The sequence below is a fragment of the Streptomyces sp. NPDC057010 genome (assembly GCF_042673805.1).
GTDB lineage: Bacteria > Actinomycetota > Actinomycetes > Streptomycetales > Streptomycetaceae > Streptomyces.
On the sequence record NZ_JBHUSC010000028.1, the window covers coordinates 1 to 18577 of the forward strand.

Consider the following 18577-nt stretch of genomic DNA (forward strand, 5'->3'; position numbering starts at 1 on the left):
CCTCAAACGCCGGCGAGGCTGAAATTGCCCCGCGGCCTCAAACGCCGGACGAGCTGAAATCGCCCTGCGGGCAATCCAGCTCAGCCAAATCCAGCCCCGCCGGCGTTTGAGGCGCCGCCGGAGGCACATCAATCAAGCCCCGCCGGCGTTTGAGGCGCGGGGGTACGGGGGCGGAGCCCCCGTTACGGCGCCGCGCCCGAGAGCGCGGGGAGCGACGCCGCAGGGGGTCAGGCCTCCAGGGCCTCTCGCAGCGACATCCCGTAGATCTCCGTGCCGCCGTCGTCCGACAGGCGAACCCGTTCGACGCCGCCGTCCAGCAGGTCCTTCCAGTACTCGCCGATCCAGGACTCCGCGTCCCCCTGCGTGGTGAACTCCTCCGGCACCACCGACGGGTTCGTCTCCGCGCCGTCGGCCGTCTCGAACCGCCACGTCCACGCCATGTCCGCCTCCGTTGCTCGTCCGCTGTTCGCCTTGAGTCTGCCCGCAGAGTAGCCGGGCGCGCACCACTCTCGGCGACGCGGGAGGATCATCCTGTGGAACTCACTCTGCTCGGCACCGGCACACCCGAGGGCCTGCCCCGCCCCGGCTGTCCCTGTGCGGCCTGCGCCGTCTCCGTCGGCACCCGCTCCCGCGCCGCGACGGCCGTCCTCGTGGACGGGGCGCTGCTGCTCGACCTCACCCCCGGGGCGGTGCTGGCCGGCGCCCGGGCCGGGCATTCGCTGACCGGCGTACGACAGGTCCTGCTGACCCACCCGCACGACGGGCCCGCGGTGGAGCTGCCGCCCGGGCTGCCGGCGGCCGGGCGGGTGCCCGACGGCCGGGAGCTGTCGGTGATCTCCGGGCACCGGGTGCGGGCGGTGCCGATGGACGCGCCGGGCACCGGGTACGAGGTGACCGGCCCGGACGGCGGCCGGCTGCTGTACCTGCCGCCCGGCGGGGCTCCGGCCGGGACGAACGGGGCGAGCGGGCAGCGCCCGTACGACATGGTCCTCGCGGACGTGCTGGGCCGGCCCGAGGCCCTGGCGCGGCTGCGGGCGAGCGGCGCGGTGGGCCCGGCCACGGACGTGATCGCCGTCCACCTCGACCACGACACCCCGCCGGGCCGGGAACTGGAGCGCCGGTGCGCGGCGGCCGGGGCCCGGGCGGTGCCGGACGGGACCACCGTCGTCGTCGGGGAGTACCACGCGGTGCCGGACCTGCCGCGCCGCACCCTGGTGCTGGGCGGCGCCCGCTCCGGCAAGTCCTACGAGGCGGAGCGGCGGCTGGAGGCCTTCCCCGGGGTGGTGTACGTGGCCACCGGCGGCACCCGCGAGGGTGACCCGGAGTGGGCGCAGCGGGTCGGCCTGCACCGCGAGCGCCGGCCCGCGAGCTGGCGGACGGTGGAGACCTGCGACCTGGTCCCGCTGCTGGCCGAGGCCGGTCCGCCGCTGCTGATCGACTGCCTGGCGCTGTGGCTGACGGACGCCATGGATCGGGCGGGCGCCTGGGACGACGAGGAGTGGGCCGCCACCGGCCGGCTGAAGCTGAGCGACCGGGTCGCCGAGCTGGTGGCCGCGGTGCGCGCCACCCGCCGCACGGTGGTGCTGGTCAGCAACGAGGTGGGGTCCGGGATCGTCCCGGCGACCGCGTCGGGCCGCCGCTTCCGCGACGAGCTGGGCCGCGTCAACACCGCGGTGGCGAACGAGTGCGAGCAGGTGCTCCTCTCCGTCTCGGGACAGGTGCTCGTACTCAAGGAATAGCAGCGCCTCAAGGAATGGCGGAGGTGACGCCGTGAAGCCCTCGAGATCCGCCGGAGAGAGAACCGGGCTGGCCGCCTTCGCCGGGTGCTGCCTGCTCGGTGGCGGCAACGCGGTCGGGGTGAGGTTCAGCAACCGCGAACTGGACCCGCTGTGGGGCGCGTCGCTGCGGTTCGGGGCGGCCGCGGTGGTGCTGCTGGCGGTCATGGCCGTCCTGCGCCTCGCGCTGCCCCGCGGACGGGCGCTGGCCGGCGCCGTCCTGTACGGGATCCTCAACTTCGGGGTGACCTTCGCGCTGGCCTACTACGCGCTGGTCCGTGTCCACGCGGGGCTGGGCCAGACGCTGCTGGCGCTGGTGCCGCTGGTGGCGCTGCTGCTGGTGGTGGCCCAACGGCAGGAGCCCTTCCGGAAGTCCGCGCTGGCGGGCACGCTCGTCGCCGCAGCCGGGGTGGCGCTGGCCTCGCGGGCTCCGCTGCAGGGCGATGTGCCGGTGCTGTCCCTGCTGGCGGTGCTGGGCGCCGTCCTGTCCTTCGCCGAGGCCACCGTGCTCGTGCACCGGCTGCCGCCGGTCCACCCGGTGACGATGAACGCGGTGGGCATGAGCGCCGCGACGGCGCTGCTGGTCACCGGCTCGTTCGCCGCCGGGGACACCTGGCGGCTGCCCGAGCGGACGGCGACCTGGTGGGCGCTGGCCTACATGGTCGTGGCGGGCTCGGTGCTGACGTTCGTCTTCTACCTGGTGGTGGTCCGCCACTGGGGCGCGTCGCGCGCCGCCTACGTCTTCGTCGTGATCCCGGTGGTCACGATCGTGCTCTCCGCCTGGCTCGACGACGAGGAGCTGACGGTGGGTCTGCTGCTGGGCGCGCCCCTCGTGATGGCGGGTGTGCACCTCGGAGCGCTGAGGCCCGGCCGGCACCGGGACACCCCCTGAGGGGAGGGCCTCACCGGCTGTACGCTTCGGCAGATGAGCACGCTGAATCTCGACGACTTCTCCGATCTGATCGAGCGCCCCGACGGGGGCGTCCGACGTGATGCCGAGGAACGCCGTGAACGCCTCTCGGTGCCGCCCGGCGCGCTGGGCCGGCTCGACGAGCTCGCCGAGTGGCTCGCCGCCGCTCAGGGGCGGGTGCCGGTCAAGCCGATCGAGCAGCCGCGCGTCGTGCTGTTCGCCGCCGACCACGGCATCGCCTCCGAGGGCGTCTCGGCCCGGACCGCGTCCACCGGCCACGAGCTGGTGCGGGCCGTGCTCGACGGGACCAGCCCCGTCGCGATCCTGGCCGGCCGGCTCGGCGCCACGGTGCGGGTCGTCGACGCGGGTCTGGACTGCGAGCCCGGGCTGCTGCCCGAGGACGTGGTCCGCCACCGCGTGCGGCGCGGCAGCGGCCGCATCGACGTGGAGGACGCGCTGACGGCCGAGGAGGCCGAGGCGGCGCTGCGGCTCGGGATGCGGATCGCCGACGAGGAGGCCGACTCCGGTACGGACCTGGTCGTCCTCGGCGATGTCAGCGTCGGCGGGACCACCGTCGCCGCGACCCTGGTCGCCGCCCTGTGCGGCACCGACGCCTCGGTGGTCACCGGCCGCGGCGGGGTGCCCATCGACGACCTGGCCTGGATGCGCAAGTGCGCGGCGATCCGCGACGCGCTGCGCCGGGCCCGGCCCGTGCTCGGCGACCAGATCGCGCTGCTGGCCGCGGTGGGCGGCGCCGACGTGGCCGCCATCACCGGTTTCCTGCTGCAGTGCGCGGTGCGCCGTACGCCGGTCATCCTCGACGGCGTCGTCTCGGCGGCCTGCGGACTGGTGGCCCAGCGGGCCGCGTTCCGGGCGCCCGACTGGTGGCTCGCCGGTCAGGCGAGCGGCGAGCCCGGCCAGGCGAAGGCACTGGACCGGATGGCGCTCAACCCTGTGCTCGACCACGGCGTCACAGTGGGCGAAGGTACCGGGGCATTGCTGGCTCTCCCCCTGGTCCAGGCGGCTGCCGCGCTCGCGGCGGAACTCCCGGAGCAGGCGGCGCAGGAGCCGACGGAATGAGTCACCGGGGCCCGCGGTCCTGACCAGGCCGCAGTCCCCGGACTGGCCCGCCATGGATCGCGACGCCCCATATGATCGCTTTTTATGGGAGAGGTCCGTTTGACCAGGGTAGAAACCGACCGCGGCGCCGCAGGGGCACCCGGGACGGCATCCGGAAGGAAAGAGACCGGCGGCGACCCCGCCGGCAAGGCGGCGGGGGGCGGCCGGGAGACCGGCCGGGGGAGCACCCGCTCACGGCGCAGCGCCGCGTTCGCGGTCTGGTACCTGCGCGCCGTCACCTTCGTCAACTTCCTCAGCGCGGTGTGGGTTTCGCTCGGCCAGGACCTGCGCCAGCACAACATCGAGGACTTCTACACCCCGTACCTGCTCACCGCGGGCTTCGCCTCCGGCCTGTTCTCGCTGATGCTGGCCGTCACCATGGGCCGCCGCAAGCGCGCCGCGTGGATCCTGAACCTGGTGCTGGGCGGGATGCTGCTCCTGGCCTTCCTGCGGGCCGCGTTCGCGCCGTGCGTCCAGTGGGACGAGTTCAACCTGTGCTACCCGGAGTTCCGCGAGCACACGCAGAACTGGGTCTCGCTCGTCCTGACCGCCCTGTTCGTCGGCGCCCTGCTGCTGGGCCGCCGGGAGTTCTACGCCAAGGGCGACCGCTCCAACCCCGCGCTCGCCACCATCGTGGCCGCCGCGGGGCTGCTGTTCACCTCGCTGATCGCGGCCCTGCTCGTCGGCGCCACCAACACCGCCGCGGCCGGCGCCGAGGCCACCTTCCTGTCCCGCTGGCGGTACGGGGTGATGCGCCTGATCACCCTGGACCCGGACGCCAAGGCCTACCGGACCATCACCACGCCCGGCTGGGTGGACGTCTTCATCAACGTCATGTCGATGCTCCTGCTGCTGGCCGTGCTGTTCGCGGCCTTCCGCTCGCGCCGCGCCGTCGACCCCCTCTCCGAGGAGGACGAGGAACGGCTGCGGGCCCTGCTCGCCAAGCAGGGCGACCGGGACTCCCTCGGCTACTTCGCGCTGCGCCGCGAGAAGTCCGTCATCTGGTCCCCCACCGGGAAGGCCGCCGTCACCTACCGCGTCGTCGGCGGGGTCTCGCTGGCCTCCGGCGACCCGATCGGAGACCCCGAGGCCTGGCCCGGCGCCATCGAGCCCTGGCTGGCCGAGGCCCGCGAGCACGGCTGGGTCCCGGCCGTGAACGGCGCGAGCGAGGAGGCCGGGCAGATCTACGCCCGGCACGGGCTGGACGCGCTGGAACTGGGCGACGAGGCGATCGTCGAGACGGCCGAGTTCACCCTGGAGGGCCGCGCCATGCGGACCGTCCGGCAGGCCTACAACCGCGTCAAGCGGGCCGGCTACACGGTGCGGATCCGCCGCCACGCGGACATCCCGGCCGAGGAGATGGACGAGCTGGTGCGCCGCGCCGACGACTGGCGCGACGGCGCGACCGAGCGCGGCTTCTCCATGGCACTGGGCCGTCTGGGCGACCCCAGCGACGGCCAGTGCGTGATGCTGGAGTGCACCGACGGCAACGGTGATCTGCGCGCCCTGCTGTCCTTCGTCCCGTGGGGCCCCAAGGGCCTGTCGCTGGACCTGATGCGCCGTGACCGGGATTCCGAGAACGGCCTGATGGAGTTCATGGTCATCGAACTCCTCGAACGCTCCAAGGAGATCGGGGTCAGCCAGGTCTCGCTGAACTTCGCGATGTTCCGGTCCGTCTTCGAGCGCGGGTCGCGGCTCGGCGCCGGTCCGGTGCTGCGGATGTGGCGCTCGCTGCTGAGCTTCTTCTCGCGCTGGTGGCAGATCGAGTCCCTCTACCGGGCCAACGCCAAATACCGGCCGATCTGGGAACCGCGGTTCATGCTCTTCGAGAAGAGTTCGGACCTGCTGCGGATCGGAATCGCGGCGGGCCGGGCCGAGGGCTTCCTTGAGGCCCCCGGCCTGCCGAAGTGGCTGCACCGCAGACACCTGGAGACCCGCCGTTGACAGCGTGGACCACCTCCTCACTCGGGCGGTTCGCCCGCCGCGAGTGGGGGCCCCTGTTCTGGACCGTCCGGGAGGCGCTCGTCCACGACAAGTGGCGGGCGATCCCCATGACCCTCGGCGCGGTCTGCCTGACCTCGGTCTTCCAGATCGTGCAGAACACGTCGTGGGGCTTCCAGCCGGTCCAGAACCTGGGGTCGGTCAAAGCGGTCGACCCCCTGTGGCTGGCCCTGCTGCGCACCCCGCTGTCCCTGTTCGTGCCCGCCCTCGACCTGCCGGTGTGGGGGGCGCTCGCACAGATCCTGCTCGTCTTCGGCATCTGCGAGATCTGCATCGGCTGGTGGCGCACGCTGCTGATCGGCTACGTCGCCACCCTCGCCGGGACCACGTACGCGCGGATCGGGCTCTCGCTCGGCCCCGACCACCCCTTCGGCCTGCCGGTGTCCGACCGGATCGTCAACGACACGGGGCCCTCGGCGGCGGTCGTCGGCCTCGCCATCTACGTCTGCTGGCGCTACCGGGCGTACCTCACGGGCGCCGTCGTGGTCCTGGTGATGATCGGCGAGGTGCTGATCAAGGACAACCTCGCGGGCAAGGAGCACCTGGCGGCCATCGCCGCCGTCATGGCGGTCTGCGTGGTCCGGGCGCAGTGGGGCCCGGAGCGCTCCCGCCAGCCGCTGGGCCGGCGCCCTCCGCCGGTGGACAGCCGGTAGCCGCCGCCCGGGCAGGCCGTACCGTATCCGCGTGACGACAGACCTCGGACGGTTCGCGCCCACCCGGCACTGGATGCGGGCGCACCCGCTCGCCACCGATGCCGTGCTCGCGTTCGGGGCGTTCGTGGCCATGGTCGTCGGGTCCTTCGCCGACCCGCACGGCCCGCACGGGCCCACGTTCGGGACGCGCACCCCGGCGCCGTTCTCGCTGGTGCTGATGCTGCTCGGCTCGGCCGCCCTGGTGTGGCGGCGCCGGCGGCCGCGTGCCGTACTGGCCGTGACCTGCGGGCTCTCCCTGCTGGAGCTGACCACGGGGGAGCCGCGGGCGCCCGTCGCCATGTGCGCGGTGATCGCCCTGTACACGGTGGCCTCGCGCACCGACCGGCCCACGACCTGGCGGATCGGGCTGCTCACCATGACGGGTCTGACGGGCGTGGCCATGCTCGCCGGGCCGATGCCGTGGTACGCGCAGGAGAACCTCGGGATCTTCGCCTGGACGGGCATGGCCGCGGCCGCCGGTGACGCGGTGCGCAGCCGGCGGGCCTTCATCGACGCCATCCGGGAGCGGGCGGAGCGCGCGGAGCGGACCCGCGACGAGGAGGCGCGGCGGCGGGTCGCCGAGGAGCGGCTGCGGATCGCCCGGGACCTGCACGACGTGGTGGCGCACCACATCGCGCTGGTCAACGTGCAGGCGGGGGTGGCGGCGCACGTCATGGACAGGCGCCCGGACCAGGCGAAGGAGGCCCTGGCCCACGTACGGGATGCCAGCCGGTCGGCGCTGAACGAGCTGCGGGCCACGGTCGGGCTGCTGCGGCAGTCCGGGGACCCGGAGGCCCCGACGGAGCCGGCGCCGGGGCTGGCCGTCCTGGACGAGCTGGTGGACACCTTCCGGCACGCCGGGCTGCCGGTGCAGGTGATCGTCCAGCTGGGGCCCGGAACGGAGCCGCTGCCGGCGGCCGTGGACCTGGCGGCGTACCGGGTGGTGCAGGAGGCCCTGACCAACGTACGCAAGCACGCGGGGCCGGGGGCGCGGGCGGAGGTGAGCGTGGTGCGGATCGGCCCCTCGGTGGAGGTGACGGTCCTCGACGACGGCGGCGACTCGGCCGACTCCGCCCCGCCCCCGACCGACCCGGGCGGCGGCCACGGCCTCCTCGGCATGCGCGAACGCACGGGCGCCCTGGGCGGCTCCTGCTTCGCGGGGCCGCGGTACGGGGGCGGGTACCGGGTGCACGCGATCCTGCCGGTGTGAGGCCCGGGCCGGCTTCTGCCCCCTCGGGGGGCCGGCCTGCGGGCGGGAGGCGGGTTTGGTCGGGGTCTCGGCCGGGCGGTCTCAGAGAGGGTATGGGGGTCTCCCGTCAGTCTCATCGTCCTTCCGCGTCGGCCCGGCCTGTCAAGGGCGCTCCCTGCGGTCGCGTCGCTTCGCGATCGCCTACGGCGACCCTTGACAGACCGGCCCGCCACGGAAAAACGAAGACTGCCGGGAAACCCCCAAAAGAAACGGCACGGGTCCACAGTCACAGGGACGGGCACACCAGAGACCAGGCGAGGCACCGGGCACCGGCAGACCGGGCATCCGGCCCGACATCCAGCCCATCCGGCGCCCCCACACGCGCCAGATCGCTACGCGCTCCTCACCTCTCAGCGTCCGACGACCGCCCCGGGCTGATACCCCCACCAAATGCCGAACAGAGAGCCATTCCGTGTCGTCGGGCGCCTCAGATCGCTACGCGCTGCCCTTCGCCCGGCGACCCACGGCCGTCTTGGGCTGGTCGTAGGCGGGCTCGACGTTCTCGACGGCGGTGGGATCCTCCTACGCTCATGGACATGAGTAACAGCACCCCGCCGAACACGTCAACGCCACGTCACTCCGTGTCCGTTGCGGGAGCGGTGGTGCGCGATGACGGCCGACTGCTGGCCATCCGCCGAGCCGACAACGGAACCTGGGAGCTGCCCGGCGGAGTGCTTGAGCTGGCGGAAACCCCAGAGGACGGGGTGCGGCGGGAAGTGCTGGAGGAAACCGGCATCCACGTCAAGGTGGACCAGCTCACCGGGGTCTACAAGAACATCACGGCTGGCGTGGTCGCCCTCGTCTTCCGCTGCAAGGCCTCCGGCGGCATGGAACGCCTCTCCCGCGAAACCACGGCCATCCAGTGGCTTACTCCCGAAGAGGTGGTCGAGCGGATGTCCGAGGTCTACGCCATCCGCCTCCTGGACGCCGTCAACGGCAACGGCCCCCACGTCCGCAGCCACGACGGACGCCAACTGCTCACGGACCAGCCCAACTCGGCCGTGGGTCGCCGGGCGAAGGGCAGCGCGTAGCGATCTGAGGCGCCCCACGACACGGAATGGCTCTCTGTTCGGTATTTGGTGCGGGTATCAGCCCCAGACGGTCGCCGGACGCCGAGAGATGAGGAGCGCGTAGCGATCGGATGCGCTTCGGTGTTCCGCAGGGCGGTCAGGCCGTCATTTGGTGGGGGTATCAGCCCGAGGCGGTCGTCGGACGCTGAGAGGTGAGGAGCGCGTAGCGATCTGGCGCGTGTGGGGGCGCCGGATGGGCTGGATGTCGGGCCGGATGCCCGGTCTGCCGGTGCCCGGTGCCTCGCCTGGTCTCTGGTGTGCCCGTCCCTGTGACTGTGGACCCGTGCCGTTCTTTTGGGGGTTTCCCGGCAGTCTTCGTTTTTCCGTGGCGGGCCGGTCTGTCAAGGGTCGCCGTAGGCGATCGCGAAGCGACGCGACCGCAGGGAGCGCCCTTGACAGGTCGGGCCGACGCGGAAGGACGATGAGACTGACGGGAGACCCCCATACCCTCTCTGAGACCGCCCAGCCGAGACCCCGACCAAACCCGCGTCCCGCCCGCCTGTCTCCGGCCGCCCCACCGGGATCCGCCTGTCTCCGGCCCCGCCCCACCGGGAGGCGGGTGGGCAGCCGCCGACCGGCCCCGGCCCCTCGAGGGGGCAGAAGCCGGCCCGCCCGTCAGCACGCCTTCCGCCACGCCCCCAGGTCGTCCCGCTTCTGCAGGGAGCTCAGCCGCAAGTCGCGCGAGCGGGGGCAGAAACGGGACGCCGGCAGCTCGTACTCGACGTGGAAGACGGCCTTGCCGGCCTGTACGAAGGGGGTCAGGCGGTCGCACTCCTCGTACTGGGCGCACTGTTCGTTCACCGCGAAGTCGAACTCCCCCACCAGCTGCGGGATCTGGTCCAGGTCGTTCTTCAGGCCCACCGCCAGGCCCCGGTCATGGGCCAGCTTCGCGATCAGCCGGTTGTAGCGCAGCTGGTCCTCCGCCGTGAGCGGGAAGCCGGACTTGTTCTTGTAGCCGTCCATGTTGTCCGGCTCGACCGCGTCGAAGCCCTTCTCGCGGCACATGTCGAACCGCGCCGCCATCAGCGGTTCCAGCTCCGCCACCCGGCGGATGTCCAGCCAGCGTTCGCCCTCCCAGCCGTTTCCCTCGCCGAGCAAGTCCTTCGCGAACTGCCCCGCGTCCGGGCGGAAGTCCTCCCAGGCGCCGGTGGAGAGGTAGCAGATCGTCTTGCGGCGGGCCTGCTTGAGGGTGGCGACCTGTTCCTTCGTCGTGTTGAAGCCGTCCACGTCGTACACCGCCGCCTTGACCGACGTGTCGAGCCGGCCCGTGAGCTGCCACTGCCAGCTCACGCCGGGCTTCGGCTGCCAGCGCTCCCCCGGCGGCGGGTCGGGCGAGATGTCGTCGGAGTCGGGGCCCCCGGCCGTACAGGCGGCCAGAAGGAGCAGCGGTACGAGGAGCAGGACGCGCAGGCGCTTCACGCGGTGGCCTCCAGGGCGTGCGGGAGGGTCCCCCACGGGTGGGCGCCGGTGCCCGGGACCGCGCAGTGCACTCCCGCCCGCCGGGCCTCGGCGAGTTCGGCGGCGGGGGCGCCCGGCGGGACGGCGTAGACGAGGTGGCAGAACCGCTGGGCGGGATGGTCGGCGGTCCAGGGCGGTACGGCGCCCGCGTCCCGGTAGGCGTCCCAGGGTCCCTCGAAGGTGACGAGGAGGTCGGCGAGTTCGGCGTAGCCGGGGTGCGGGTGGACCCCGTGGTTGAGGACGAGGGTACGGGCCCCCGCGGCCCGGGCGGCGACGGCGAGCCGCCCGTAGTGCGCCAGCAGTTCCGGGGCGGAGGCGGCCTGGTCGAGGAAGGCCCCGTCGGTGCCGTACCAGTCGCGGTGGCGCAGCAGGTCCTGGACCACGGCGGCGTGCGGGCGGCGCCCGTAGTCGGTGTCGGCGTAGCCGAGGACGGGCACGCCGGCCTCGCGCAGCCGCTCGGCGACGCGCGCGAACCGCTCGTCGGGGGCGGCGCCCGGCCCGCTGTCGGGGTTGAGCACCACGGAGTGGAGCCGGCCGGCGGAGCCGATCAGCCGTTCCCAGTCCTCGGGCCGGTCGTCGGGGTGCTCGTAGAGCGGCACCAGCAGCATGGGGAGGCGGTCCTTCTTCTCGTACGTTCTGACGTGGTTCATCGGTGTGCGGTCGCCCGGCCCAGGAGCAGGCAGACCAGGACGGCGAGCGCCGCCGCGGCCGCGCCCGCCACCACCAGCTGGACCAGCCGGGGCTGTCCCAGCCCGACGAGCAGGGCCAGGCTCTGCGCGACGGCGGCCGAGGCGCAGACCACGGCCGCGGGCCGGACCGCCCCGAAGGACTGGAGGAGCAGCCCGGTCCACATCACCGCGCCGAGCAGGAGCAGGGTCAGGGCGCGGAGCCCGGTCAGGGCGGGGGCGTCCGGCCAGAGGAGGGTGCCGGCCAGGCCCAGGGCCAGCAGCACCGCGAGGTAGGCGGCGAGGCAGCGGGCCAGGGTGGCGTGCATCCGCCGCCGGAAGGCGCGGGGCGAGCGGGCCGCCCGGAGCCCGGCGAGGCTGCCGCTGCGGAACCGGTGGAGGAGCCATTCCGCGGGGCCCATGCTGAGGGTGAGCGCCACCGCGGAGGGGGCGGCCACGGCCTCGGCGGGACCGCCGGCGAGGACCTCCCCGAGCGCGGCGTACAGCACGAGCAGGCCGGTGCCGAGGCCGAAGACCCCGTACGGGACGGAGTCCCCGAGCCGGGGCCCGCGCGGGGCGTACTCCTCCTCGGCGCCGCGCAGCATCCGCCAGCGCACGGGGCCGTGGCCGTCGTGGCGGCGCCCGGTCCGGTCCCGGAGCCGCCGCACGGCGGACCGTACGCCCGCGGCGACGGGCAGTTCCCGTACGGCCAGGGTGCAGGCGGCCAGCAGGGACACGGCGAGGAGGGTCACGCGGACCGGCACGGGCAGGTCCGTGAAGAGGGCGAGCAGCGCGCCGGCGGCCATCGGGCCGAGGGCGGCGAGCAGCAGCCGCTCCCGGCCGAGGACGAGCAGGACGGTGGCGGCCCCGACGTAGAGGGCCTGTCCGGCGGCGAAGGCGTACGAGAACGGCGGCCCGCCGGGGACGGCCAGCGCGGCGGCGGTGCCCAGCAGGGACCCGGCGGGGGCTCCGGCGAGCAGGGTCCGCGCGGCGGCGGCCCGGTCGCCGAGGCCGAGCCAGGAGTAGGCGCGGTGGGACAGGGTCTGGTCCCAGACCCAGCCGATGAGGGCTCCGGCGAGCAGGGTGAGCGTCCCGGCGGGCAGGCCGAGGCGGTCCTGCGGGCCTTCGAGGAGGGGCGCGCCGAGGACGTAGGCGAGGCCGGGCAGGGCGAAGATCACCCCGCGCAGGAGGCAGGCGGTGAGGGAGACCTTCCAGGGGTCGGGGGTGTCCGCGGGCTCCGGGAAGGAGCGGGGCACCCGGGCGTAGAGCTCCTCGGCGAGGGCGAAGGAGTCGGGGCGGCCGTAGGTGAGGCGGATGTACTCGTCGGTCATGCCGTCGGATTCGAGGATCGCGGCGATCTCGTCGGGGTGGACGGCGGCGGCCGCCAGCCCGTCCAGGCGGGTGAGCAGTTCGTCCATGGGGTCGGCGGCCACCGGCCCGTCGCGGCGGGGCCGCGGGACGGCCGGCAGCGTGTCGGTGGCGGCCGGCCACCCGGCCGGGCCGGGTGACCCCGGACCGGCCGAGCCGGACGCTCCGACGCCGCCGCGGGCGCTGGCGGCCCGGTGTCCGGCGGAGCCGGGACCCGTGCCGCCATCGGTTCCGGCGTGGCCGGCCGCGGCCTGGGGTGCAGTCGGGGGTGCAGCCGGGCCGGGGCCCGTGCCGCCCTCAGCACCGGCTGGGCGGCCAGGCCGCTTGTATGCCTTCGCGCCGGCCGAGCCCGGGAGGAGGCGGCCCGCCGGGCCCGCGGGCTGCTCGGGCCACGGGGGCTTGAGCCAGAGGGATCCGCTCACCACAGGCTCCCGTCGGCGGCCAGTTCGCGGTACCAGGGGTCGGCGAGCCGGCGCGCCCAGTCGTCGCCTGCGCGGACGGGCAGGACGGGCTGGCCGGCGAGCTCGCGGTAGATGTGGCGGAAGCCGTCCACGGACTGGTGGAGGGTGAACTTCTCCACCACCCGTTTGCGGGCCATCCGGCCGAGTTCGGCGCGGCGTTCGTCGTCGCGCAGCAGGGCGAGGGTGGCGCGTGCCATGGTCTCGGGCTCGCGCGGCGGGACGACCAGGCCGGTGTCGCCGACGGCCTCCCGGACTCCGCCGACGTCGGTGGAGACGGTGGTGCGGCCGCAGGACATGGCCTCGATGATGGAGAAGGGGAAGCCCTCGCTGATGCTGGAGAGCATCACGATGCTGCCGGCCGCGTAGGCCCGGGCGACCTGCTCGATGCGGCCTTCGTACGAGATCCCGTCTCCGACGCCGAGTTCGGCGGCGAGCTTCTCCAGGCGCAGCCTGTACTCCTCGCAGCCGGCCGGGACCGGGCCGAAGAGCCGCAGCCGCAGGGCGGGCAGTTCCTCGCGCATGACGGCGTAGGCCCGGATGAGGGTTTCGAGGTCCTTGATGGGGTCGATGCGGCCGCACCAGCTGAGGGTGGGCACCTCGGGTTCGGGTCCGGCCTCGGGGAAGGCGTGCGGGTCGACGCCGTTGTAGACGGTGCGGATCCGGTCGGAGGCGGCGCCGCCGCGCTCCTCCCAGCGGCGGTTGTACTGGTTGCAGGGGGTGATCAGGTCGGCCTGCCGGTAGCCCTCGGTGTTGAGTTCGCGGTAGAAGCCGAGCATCAGTGCCTTGACCGGCCAGCGCTGCTCGGCGGTGCGGTAGCCGAGGTAGCGCTCGCGCAGGTAGATGCCGTGCTCGGTGAGGAGGAAGGGCACCTCGTCGAGCTGTTTGGCGGCGAGGGCCGGGAGGGTGGCGAGGCCGCTGCTGACGGCGTGCGCGACGCTGTCGGGCGGGATCCGCACGGCCAGCGGGCGCAGCGCGTGTTCCAGCAGGTCGGTGGCGGTGAGCGCGTCGTGGATGGTGGGCTCGGCGGCGGCGGTGGTGAGGCCGGGGCGGGTCCACACGTCCATGAGGAGGCGCAGGACGGACTCGGAGCGCAGGGCCGGGGCGAGCTTCCCGGCCCTGGCGAGGAGGGCGAGTTCCCGCAGGGCCCCGGAGAACCCTCCGGCGGCCGGATCGAGCAGGGACAGCAGGAAGGTTTCGTAGACCTCGGTGAAGCGGCGGTGGGCCTTGCCGCGCAGGGCGGAGCGGCGGCCGCGTCCCGGGGAGGGACCCCAGAGCGGGACGGCGGTGTGCCGGTAGACGTTGCGCGGGAGTTCCCAGGTGACCGGCTCGCGTCCGGAGCCGGTCAGGGCTATGACGTTGAAGTCGACCTCCGGCATGCCGCGCACCAGTTGGTCGCACCAGGTGCTGACTCCCCCGTGGACGTGCGGGTAGGTGCCTTCGGTGAGCATGGTGACATGGCGCCCATGGCTCATGCGGTGTGTCCCCCCAGGACGTGAAAGGGGCCGGCGCCCCTGTGTGTTCGTTCGCGGAGCGCCGGCGCCGGTGGTTCTCGTGGCGGCTTGCTGGACTGCCCGTACGGTCAGCTGGGCAGCTTGAGCGTGACGGCGCTCTGGAGCAGCTCGGGCGCCGTCCAGGCGGACCGGTTGCCCGCGTAGGCGGTGCCGAAGTCGGCGGTGCCGAGCAGGAGTTGCTTCTTGGTCCCGTTGGGTGCGGTCACCGGGGCGACGACCCCGGTGGGCGCCTTGACGGTGACGGCCGTGCCGATGCGGTAGGCGGTGACCTTGCCTTCGGCGAGGGCCTTGTCCCAGGCGGCGCGGCGGCCGAGTTCGACGCCGGTGTCCTTCATGCTCTGGTTGACGATCGGCGCGCTGGGCGCGTACAGCGCGCGGTAGGTGTCCAGGACCCGGTCGAGCACCGGGTAGAGGGTGCGGTCCTCGGCGAGGTTGGACTGGTGGACGTAGTGCGGGCGCGGGTCGTTGGCCAGCACGTGGCGCAGGGCGGTCCGGGCCTCCTGCGGGACGATGTAGTCCAGGTAGCCGGTGTTCGGGTCGATCGGGTCCGGCAGGCAGGTGGAGGTGGCCGGGTTGTCCTCGCAGACTCCGCTGCCGCCGTCCTCGCGGCTGGTGTAGATCCAGTTGTACTCGTCGGCCATCTCCGCGTTGGTGCCCGTGTTGTAGTACACGTTCATCGGGTGGCGGGGCACGGTGAGGGCGGCGCCGACCGGACGCTGCTGGGGTTCGCGGGAGTTGTCGCTGCCCGCCCATTTCACGCCGTTGTCGGCGAGCGCGCCGGCCAGGTTGGGGTTGTCCTGGTCCTGCTGCGGCAGGGTCTTGAGGCCCGAGTGCTCGCCGGTGACGAGCTCGGTCCGGTCGGTGGTGATGCCCTTGGAGGCGGCCCAGTTGTTGTTGTCGCGGATCTGGGCGGAGATCTCGGCGCGGCTCATCCAGTTGATGGCGCCCTGGGCGTTCTTCGTGCAGGTCCAGGGGGTGGTGGTGGTGTCCTGGACGCAGCCGAGGAAGGGGTGCGTGTAGGTGTGGTTCATCCAGCGGTACTGGGCCCGGTCGGCGACGAGCTGCGCGGTGAGGGCGTCGGTGCCGCCGTTCTCCGCCTTCCACTCCTCGCCGGCGCCCGCGTTGAAGAGCATGTCGAGCTTGAAGCCCTTGGTGCGCTGCCACTGCGCCGCGTAGACGGCGTCGGCGGCGCTCATCCGGATGGTGCTCTCCTTGCCCTCGCCGCCCGCGCAGGCGTAGTCGCCGGGCGTGCAGTTGAGGTCCTTGTTCCAGCGGGCGTCGGGCGCGAAGACGTCGTCGACGTGGACCGCGAAGTAGTTGCGGCTCTGCCCGAGGTGGATCCCCTGGGTGAGCCAGTCGACGATGCCGCGGGCCAGCAGCCGGAACTGCTGCTGGTACTGGTTGTAGCCGAAGGTGACGACCAGTTCGCTGCGCCCGTCGTGGGCGTACTCGCCGACGAGCGAGGCCCGTCCCGTGCCGACGGGGGCGTCGAGGTAGCTGGTGTAGCCGGTCCGCGGCTTGCCCATGAAGCCGAAGCTCTCGGGGACGAGGGCGGAGTTGTCCTCGAAGGCGACCTGCCCGCCCAGGTATCCGAAGGGGCCGGCCTTGCCGGCGGCGGTGACGGCGGCCTGGGTGCCGTCGAGCTGGCCGCTGTAGCCGCCGTTGTCGGTGTACTCCAGGCCCACGCCCGGGTGGGCCCAGGTGTAGGCGTCCACCTGACGGATCCCGTACGCCGTCTCGTACGCGGCGAGGGCGGCCATCTCGGCGGAGCCCTCGCCGAAGGGGTTCTCGTTGGGCAGGACGACGCCCTGGTACTTGGCGCGCGGCCGGCCGTCGACCGTGTCGCTGAGGAAGGCGGCGTTGATGACCGGCCGGCTGCCGCTGCCCAGCACCACTCGGGTGTAGGGGACCCCCGTGTCCCGGAGCTCCGCCGTGATCGCCTCGACCGAGCTGCCGCCGTCGTCGACGACGAGCACCTTCAGGTCGATGCGCGGTGCCGTGGCCGCCGTGGCGGTCGCGGCGGGTACTGCCACGGACACCAGGGCGGCCGCGGCCATGACGGCGGCGACCCTGTTCATCCGGTTCTTGTTGACCATTTCGGCCTTTCCCCCCGCAGGCATCCTCGACTCGGCCCGTGGCGGACGGCCGGGCCGGGGAGGCTCTGTGGAAATCATGCAAAGGAACCCCGCGTCCCCTTGCGAGAGTGGACCGAGTCTCTCGGACCTCGTCAGGTCTACGAGGCAAACCTGGAGCAGAGTCCACAGATGGGTGAACCTGGTGGCCTCTTGATCGAACAACTTGCCAAACCTTCGAGTGACGTACGGGCGAGTACGTGCGCGTAGGCTCATTTCCGGCGGCCGTCGGGCCGGAATACGATCGCCACGGATGGCCGTCCACCCACTCGGCCCACACACACAAACGGAAGCGAGACCTCACCACCGTGACTGCTCTGACTCTCAGCACTGCCGGCGCGGCGACGCTGCGCGCCGACGCCCTCGTCGTCGGTGTCGCGAAGGGCCCGAAGGGGCCGGTCGTCGCCGCGGGCGCCGAGGCCGTGGACAAGGCGTACGACGGAAAGCTCGCCGCCGTGCTCGACGCGCTCGGTGCCTCGGGCGCCGAAAGCGAGATCACCAAGCTGCCGGCCCCGGCGGGCCTGAAGGTCCCGGTCGTGCTGGCGGTCGGACTGGGCTCCCTCCCCGAGAAGGACGAGTCGTTCGACGAGGAGGTGCTGCGCCGCGCCGCCGGCGCCGCCGCCCGCGCCCTGCACGGCTCGAAGAAGGCCGGCTTCGCCCTGCCCCTCGACGACGCATCCGCCGTCACCGCCGTCGCCGAGGGCGCGCTGCTGGGCGCGTACGCCTTCACCGCCTACCAGGGCGGCGACAAGAAGGGGTCCGGCAAGAACGGCGGCCCGAAGCTGCCGCTCGCCGCGGTCGCCCTGCTGGGCGGCAAGCCGCGCGACAAGGAGCACAAGGCCGCGGTCGAGCGCGCCACGGTCGTCGCGACCGAGGTCAACATCGCCCGTGACCTGGTCAACACCCCGCCGAACGACCTGACCCCCGAGGCCTTCGCCGCGGTCGCCTCCGCGACCGCCAAGGAGCACGGCATCAAGGTCCAGGTCCTCGACGAGAAGGCCCTGGTCAAGGGCGGCTACGGCGGCATCATGGGCGTCGGCAAGGGCTCCGAGAACCCGCCGCGCCTGGTGAAGCTCTCCTACACCCACGCCAAGGCGGAGAAGACCCTGGCCTTCGTCGGCAAGGGCATCACCTACGACTCCGGCGGCATCTCCCTGAAGCCGGCCGGCCACAACGAGACGATGAAGTGCGACATGGCCGGCGCCGCCGCCGTCTTCGCCTCCGTGGTCGCCGCCGCCAAGCTGGGCCTCCAGGTCAACGTCACCGGCTGGCTCGCGCTCGCCGAGAACATGCCGTCCGGCTCCGCCGTGAAGCCCGGCGATGTGCTGCGCATGTACAGCGGCAAGACCGTCGAGGTGCTCAACACGGACGCCGAGGGCCGCCTGGTCCTGGGCGACGCGCTGACCAAGGCCTCCGAGGACGCCCCGGACGCGATCGTCGACGTCGCCACCCTGACCGGCGCCATGGTGCTGGCCCTGGGCAACCGCACCTTCGCGGTCATGGGCAACGACGACGCCTTCCGCACCTCGGTCCACGAGATCGCCGAGGAGGTCGGCGAGGCCTCGTGGCCAATGCCGCTCCCCGCGGACCTGCGCAAGAGCATGGACTCCCCCACCGCCGACATCGCCAACATGGGTGAGCGCATGGGCGGCGGCCTGCTGGCCGGCATCTTCCTCCAGGAGTTCGTCGGCGAGGGCATCACCTGGGCCCACCTCGACATCGCCGGCCCGGCCTTCCACGAGGGCGCGCCGTACGGCTACACCCCCAAGGGCGGCACCGGCTCCGCCGTGCGCACCCTGGTGCGGCTGGCCGAGCGCACCGCCACGGGCGACCTGGGCTGACGCGCCCCCGACCGCCGCACATGACACACGTGGGACATGTGGGACACGTGTGAGATACGTGTGAGACACGCCTCAGGCCTTGATCGAACCCTTGATCAAGGCCTGAGGCGTGTTCACCGACAACGAAATCCGTAGGTTTCTACGCAGCGGTAACGCGTACTTCGTGCGGAACGACCTCCCACATGCTGGGCCCGGCGTCCCGCGTTCCCGCGACAAATGCGAAGATGGGTTCTCGGCAGGACAGGGCCCCCACCACAGGGCCGAAGAAACAAGCGGCCGATTACCAGCCGCCGCCCGGTCACAGAGGACCGGTGCCCGGCGCACA

The 18577-nt window shown here is 73.1% G+C and carries 14 protein-coding genes; 8 read left to right on the top strand and 6 right to left on the bottom strand.

The window, feature by feature from the left end:
- Nucleotides 1-227: 227 nt before the first annotated feature.
- A complete protein-coding gene (locus ACFTXQ_RS22505; RefSeq protein WP_382643415.1) occupies nucleotides 228-440 on the bottom strand; it encodes a hypothetical protein in 213 nt (70 codons plus the stop codon).
- Between the two features lie 93 nt (nucleotides 441-533).
- Here ACFTXQ_RS22505 and ACFTXQ_RS22510 point away from each other — a divergent pair, with 93 nt between their 5' ends.
- The 7 genes from ACFTXQ_RS22510 to ACFTXQ_RS22540 all read left to right on the top strand — a co-directional run bounded on the left by ACFTXQ_RS22510 (nucleotide 534) and on the right by ACFTXQ_RS22540 (nucleotide 8777).
- Nucleotides 534-1739, top strand: coding sequence for a bifunctional adenosylcobinamide kinase/adenosylcobinamide-phosphate guanylyltransferase (locus ACFTXQ_RS22510; protein ID WP_382643417.1), 1206 nt, complete (start codon nucleotides 534-536; stop codon nucleotides 1737-1739).
- Nucleotides 1740-1770: 31 nt separating this feature from the next.
- On the top strand, nucleotides 1771-2667 hold the full coding sequence (locus ACFTXQ_RS22515) for a DMT family transporter (protein ID WP_382643419.1): 897 nt from the start codon (nucleotides 1771-1773) through the stop codon (nucleotides 2665-2667).
- A gap of 33 nt (nucleotides 2668-2700) precedes the next feature.
- On the top strand, nucleotides 2701-3765 hold the full coding sequence (gene cobT / locus ACFTXQ_RS22520) for a nicotinate-nucleotide--dimethylbenzimidazole phosphoribosyltransferase (RefSeq protein ID WP_382643421.1): 1065 nt from the start codon (nucleotides 2701-2703) through the stop codon (nucleotides 3763-3765).
- Between the two features lie 84 nt (nucleotides 3766-3849).
- On the top strand, nucleotides 3850-5748 hold the full coding sequence (locus ACFTXQ_RS22525; protein WP_382643423.1) for a phosphatidylglycerol lysyltransferase domain-containing protein: 1899 nt from the start codon (nucleotides 3850-3852) through the stop codon (nucleotides 5746-5748).
- Nucleotides 5745-6458, top strand: coding sequence for a hypothetical protein (locus ACFTXQ_RS22530; protein ID WP_382643425.1), 714 nt, complete (start codon nucleotides 5745-5747; stop codon nucleotides 6456-6458). Before ACFTXQ_RS22525 ends, ACFTXQ_RS22530 begins: the two co-directional genes overlap by 4 nt.
- A 31-nt stretch (nucleotides 6459-6489) precedes the next feature.
- Nucleotides 6490-7707: a sensor histidine kinase gene (locus tag ACFTXQ_RS22535; protein ID WP_382643427.1), complete on the top strand. Its 1218-nt coding sequence runs from the start codon at nucleotides 6490-6492 to the stop codon at nucleotides 7705-7707.
- 575 nt (nucleotides 7708-8282) lie between these two features.
- Entirely contained in the window at nucleotides 8283-8777 is a 495-nt protein-coding gene (locus ACFTXQ_RS22540) for an NUDIX hydrolase (RefSeq protein WP_382643429.1), read from the top strand.
- A 654-nt stretch (nucleotides 8778-9431) separates the two neighbouring features.
- On the opposite strand, the gene ACFTXQ_RS22545 is transcribed toward ACFTXQ_RS22540, so the two are convergent.
- The 5 genes from ACFTXQ_RS22545 to ACFTXQ_RS22565 all read right to left on the bottom strand — a co-directional run bounded on the left by ACFTXQ_RS22545 (nucleotide 9432) and on the right by ACFTXQ_RS22565 (nucleotide 16375).
- On the bottom strand, nucleotides 9432-10235 hold the full coding sequence (locus ACFTXQ_RS22545) for an endo alpha-1,4 polygalactosaminidase (RefSeq protein ID WP_382643431.1): 804 nt from the start codon (nucleotides 10233-10235) through the stop codon (nucleotides 9432-9434).
- The gene (locus ACFTXQ_RS22550) at nucleotides 10232-10924 is read right to left on the bottom strand and encodes a spherulation-specific family 4 protein (protein WP_382643433.1); all 693 of its coding nucleotides are present in this window, start codon (nucleotides 10922-10924) and stop codon (nucleotides 10232-10234) included. Before ACFTXQ_RS22550 ends, ACFTXQ_RS22545 begins: the two co-directional genes overlap by 4 nt.
- Nucleotides 10921-12729, bottom strand: a complete 1809-nt coding sequence (locus tag ACFTXQ_RS22555) for a hypothetical protein (RefSeq protein ID WP_382643435.1) — start codon at nucleotides 12727-12729, stop codon at nucleotides 10921-10923. Before ACFTXQ_RS22555 ends, ACFTXQ_RS22550 begins: the two co-directional genes overlap by 4 nt.
- The gene (gene pelF / locus ACFTXQ_RS22560) at nucleotides 12726-14240 is read right to left on the bottom strand and encodes a GT4 family glycosyltransferase PelF (protein WP_382643437.1); all 1515 of its coding nucleotides are present in this window, start codon (nucleotides 14238-14240) and stop codon (nucleotides 12726-12728) included. The genes ACFTXQ_RS22555 and pelF overlap by 4 nt, the downstream gene beginning before the upstream one ends.
- Nucleotides 14241-14347: 107 nt before the next feature.
- Nucleotides 14348-16375, bottom strand: coding sequence for a hypothetical protein (locus ACFTXQ_RS22565; RefSeq protein WP_382643439.1), 2028 nt, complete (start codon nucleotides 16373-16375; stop codon nucleotides 14348-14350).
- 344 nt (nucleotides 16376-16719) lie between these two features.
- Between ACFTXQ_RS22565 and ACFTXQ_RS22570 the strand changes: the two genes are divergently transcribed.
- Entirely contained in the window at nucleotides 16720-18252 is a 1533-nt protein-coding gene (locus ACFTXQ_RS22570; RefSeq protein ID WP_382643441.1) for a leucyl aminopeptidase, read from the top strand.
- Nucleotides 18253-18577 lie beyond the last annotated feature (325 nt).

Bases quoted from the DNA above. Each gene is read 5' to 3' on its own strand.
- pelF (WP_382643437.1), bottom strand. From the start codon at position 14,240: ATGAGCCATGGGCGCCATGTCACCATGCTCACCGAAGGCACCTACCCG.
- ACFTXQ_RS22505 (WP_382643415.1), bottom strand. From the start codon at position 440: ATGGCGTGGACGTGGCGGTTCGAGACGGCCGACGGCGCGGAGACGAAC.
- cobT (WP_382643421.1), top strand. From the start codon at position 2,701: ATGAGCACGCTGAATCTCGACGACTTCTCCGATCTGATCGAGCGCCCC.
- ACFTXQ_RS22540 (WP_382643429.1), top strand. From the start codon at position 8,283: ATGAGTAACAGCACCCCGCCGAACACGTCAACGCCACGTCACTCCGTG.
- ACFTXQ_RS22565 (WP_382643439.1), bottom strand. From the start codon at position 16,375: ATGGTCAACAAGAACCGGATGAACAGGGTCGCCGCCGTCATGGCCGCG.
- ACFTXQ_RS22525 (WP_382643423.1), top strand. From the start codon at position 3,850: ATGGGAGAGGTCCGTTTGACCAGGGTAGAAACCGACCGCGGCGCCGCA.
- ACFTXQ_RS22550 (WP_382643433.1), bottom strand. From the start codon at position 10,924: ATGAACCACGTCAGAACGTACGAGAAGAAGGACCGCCTCCCCATGCTG.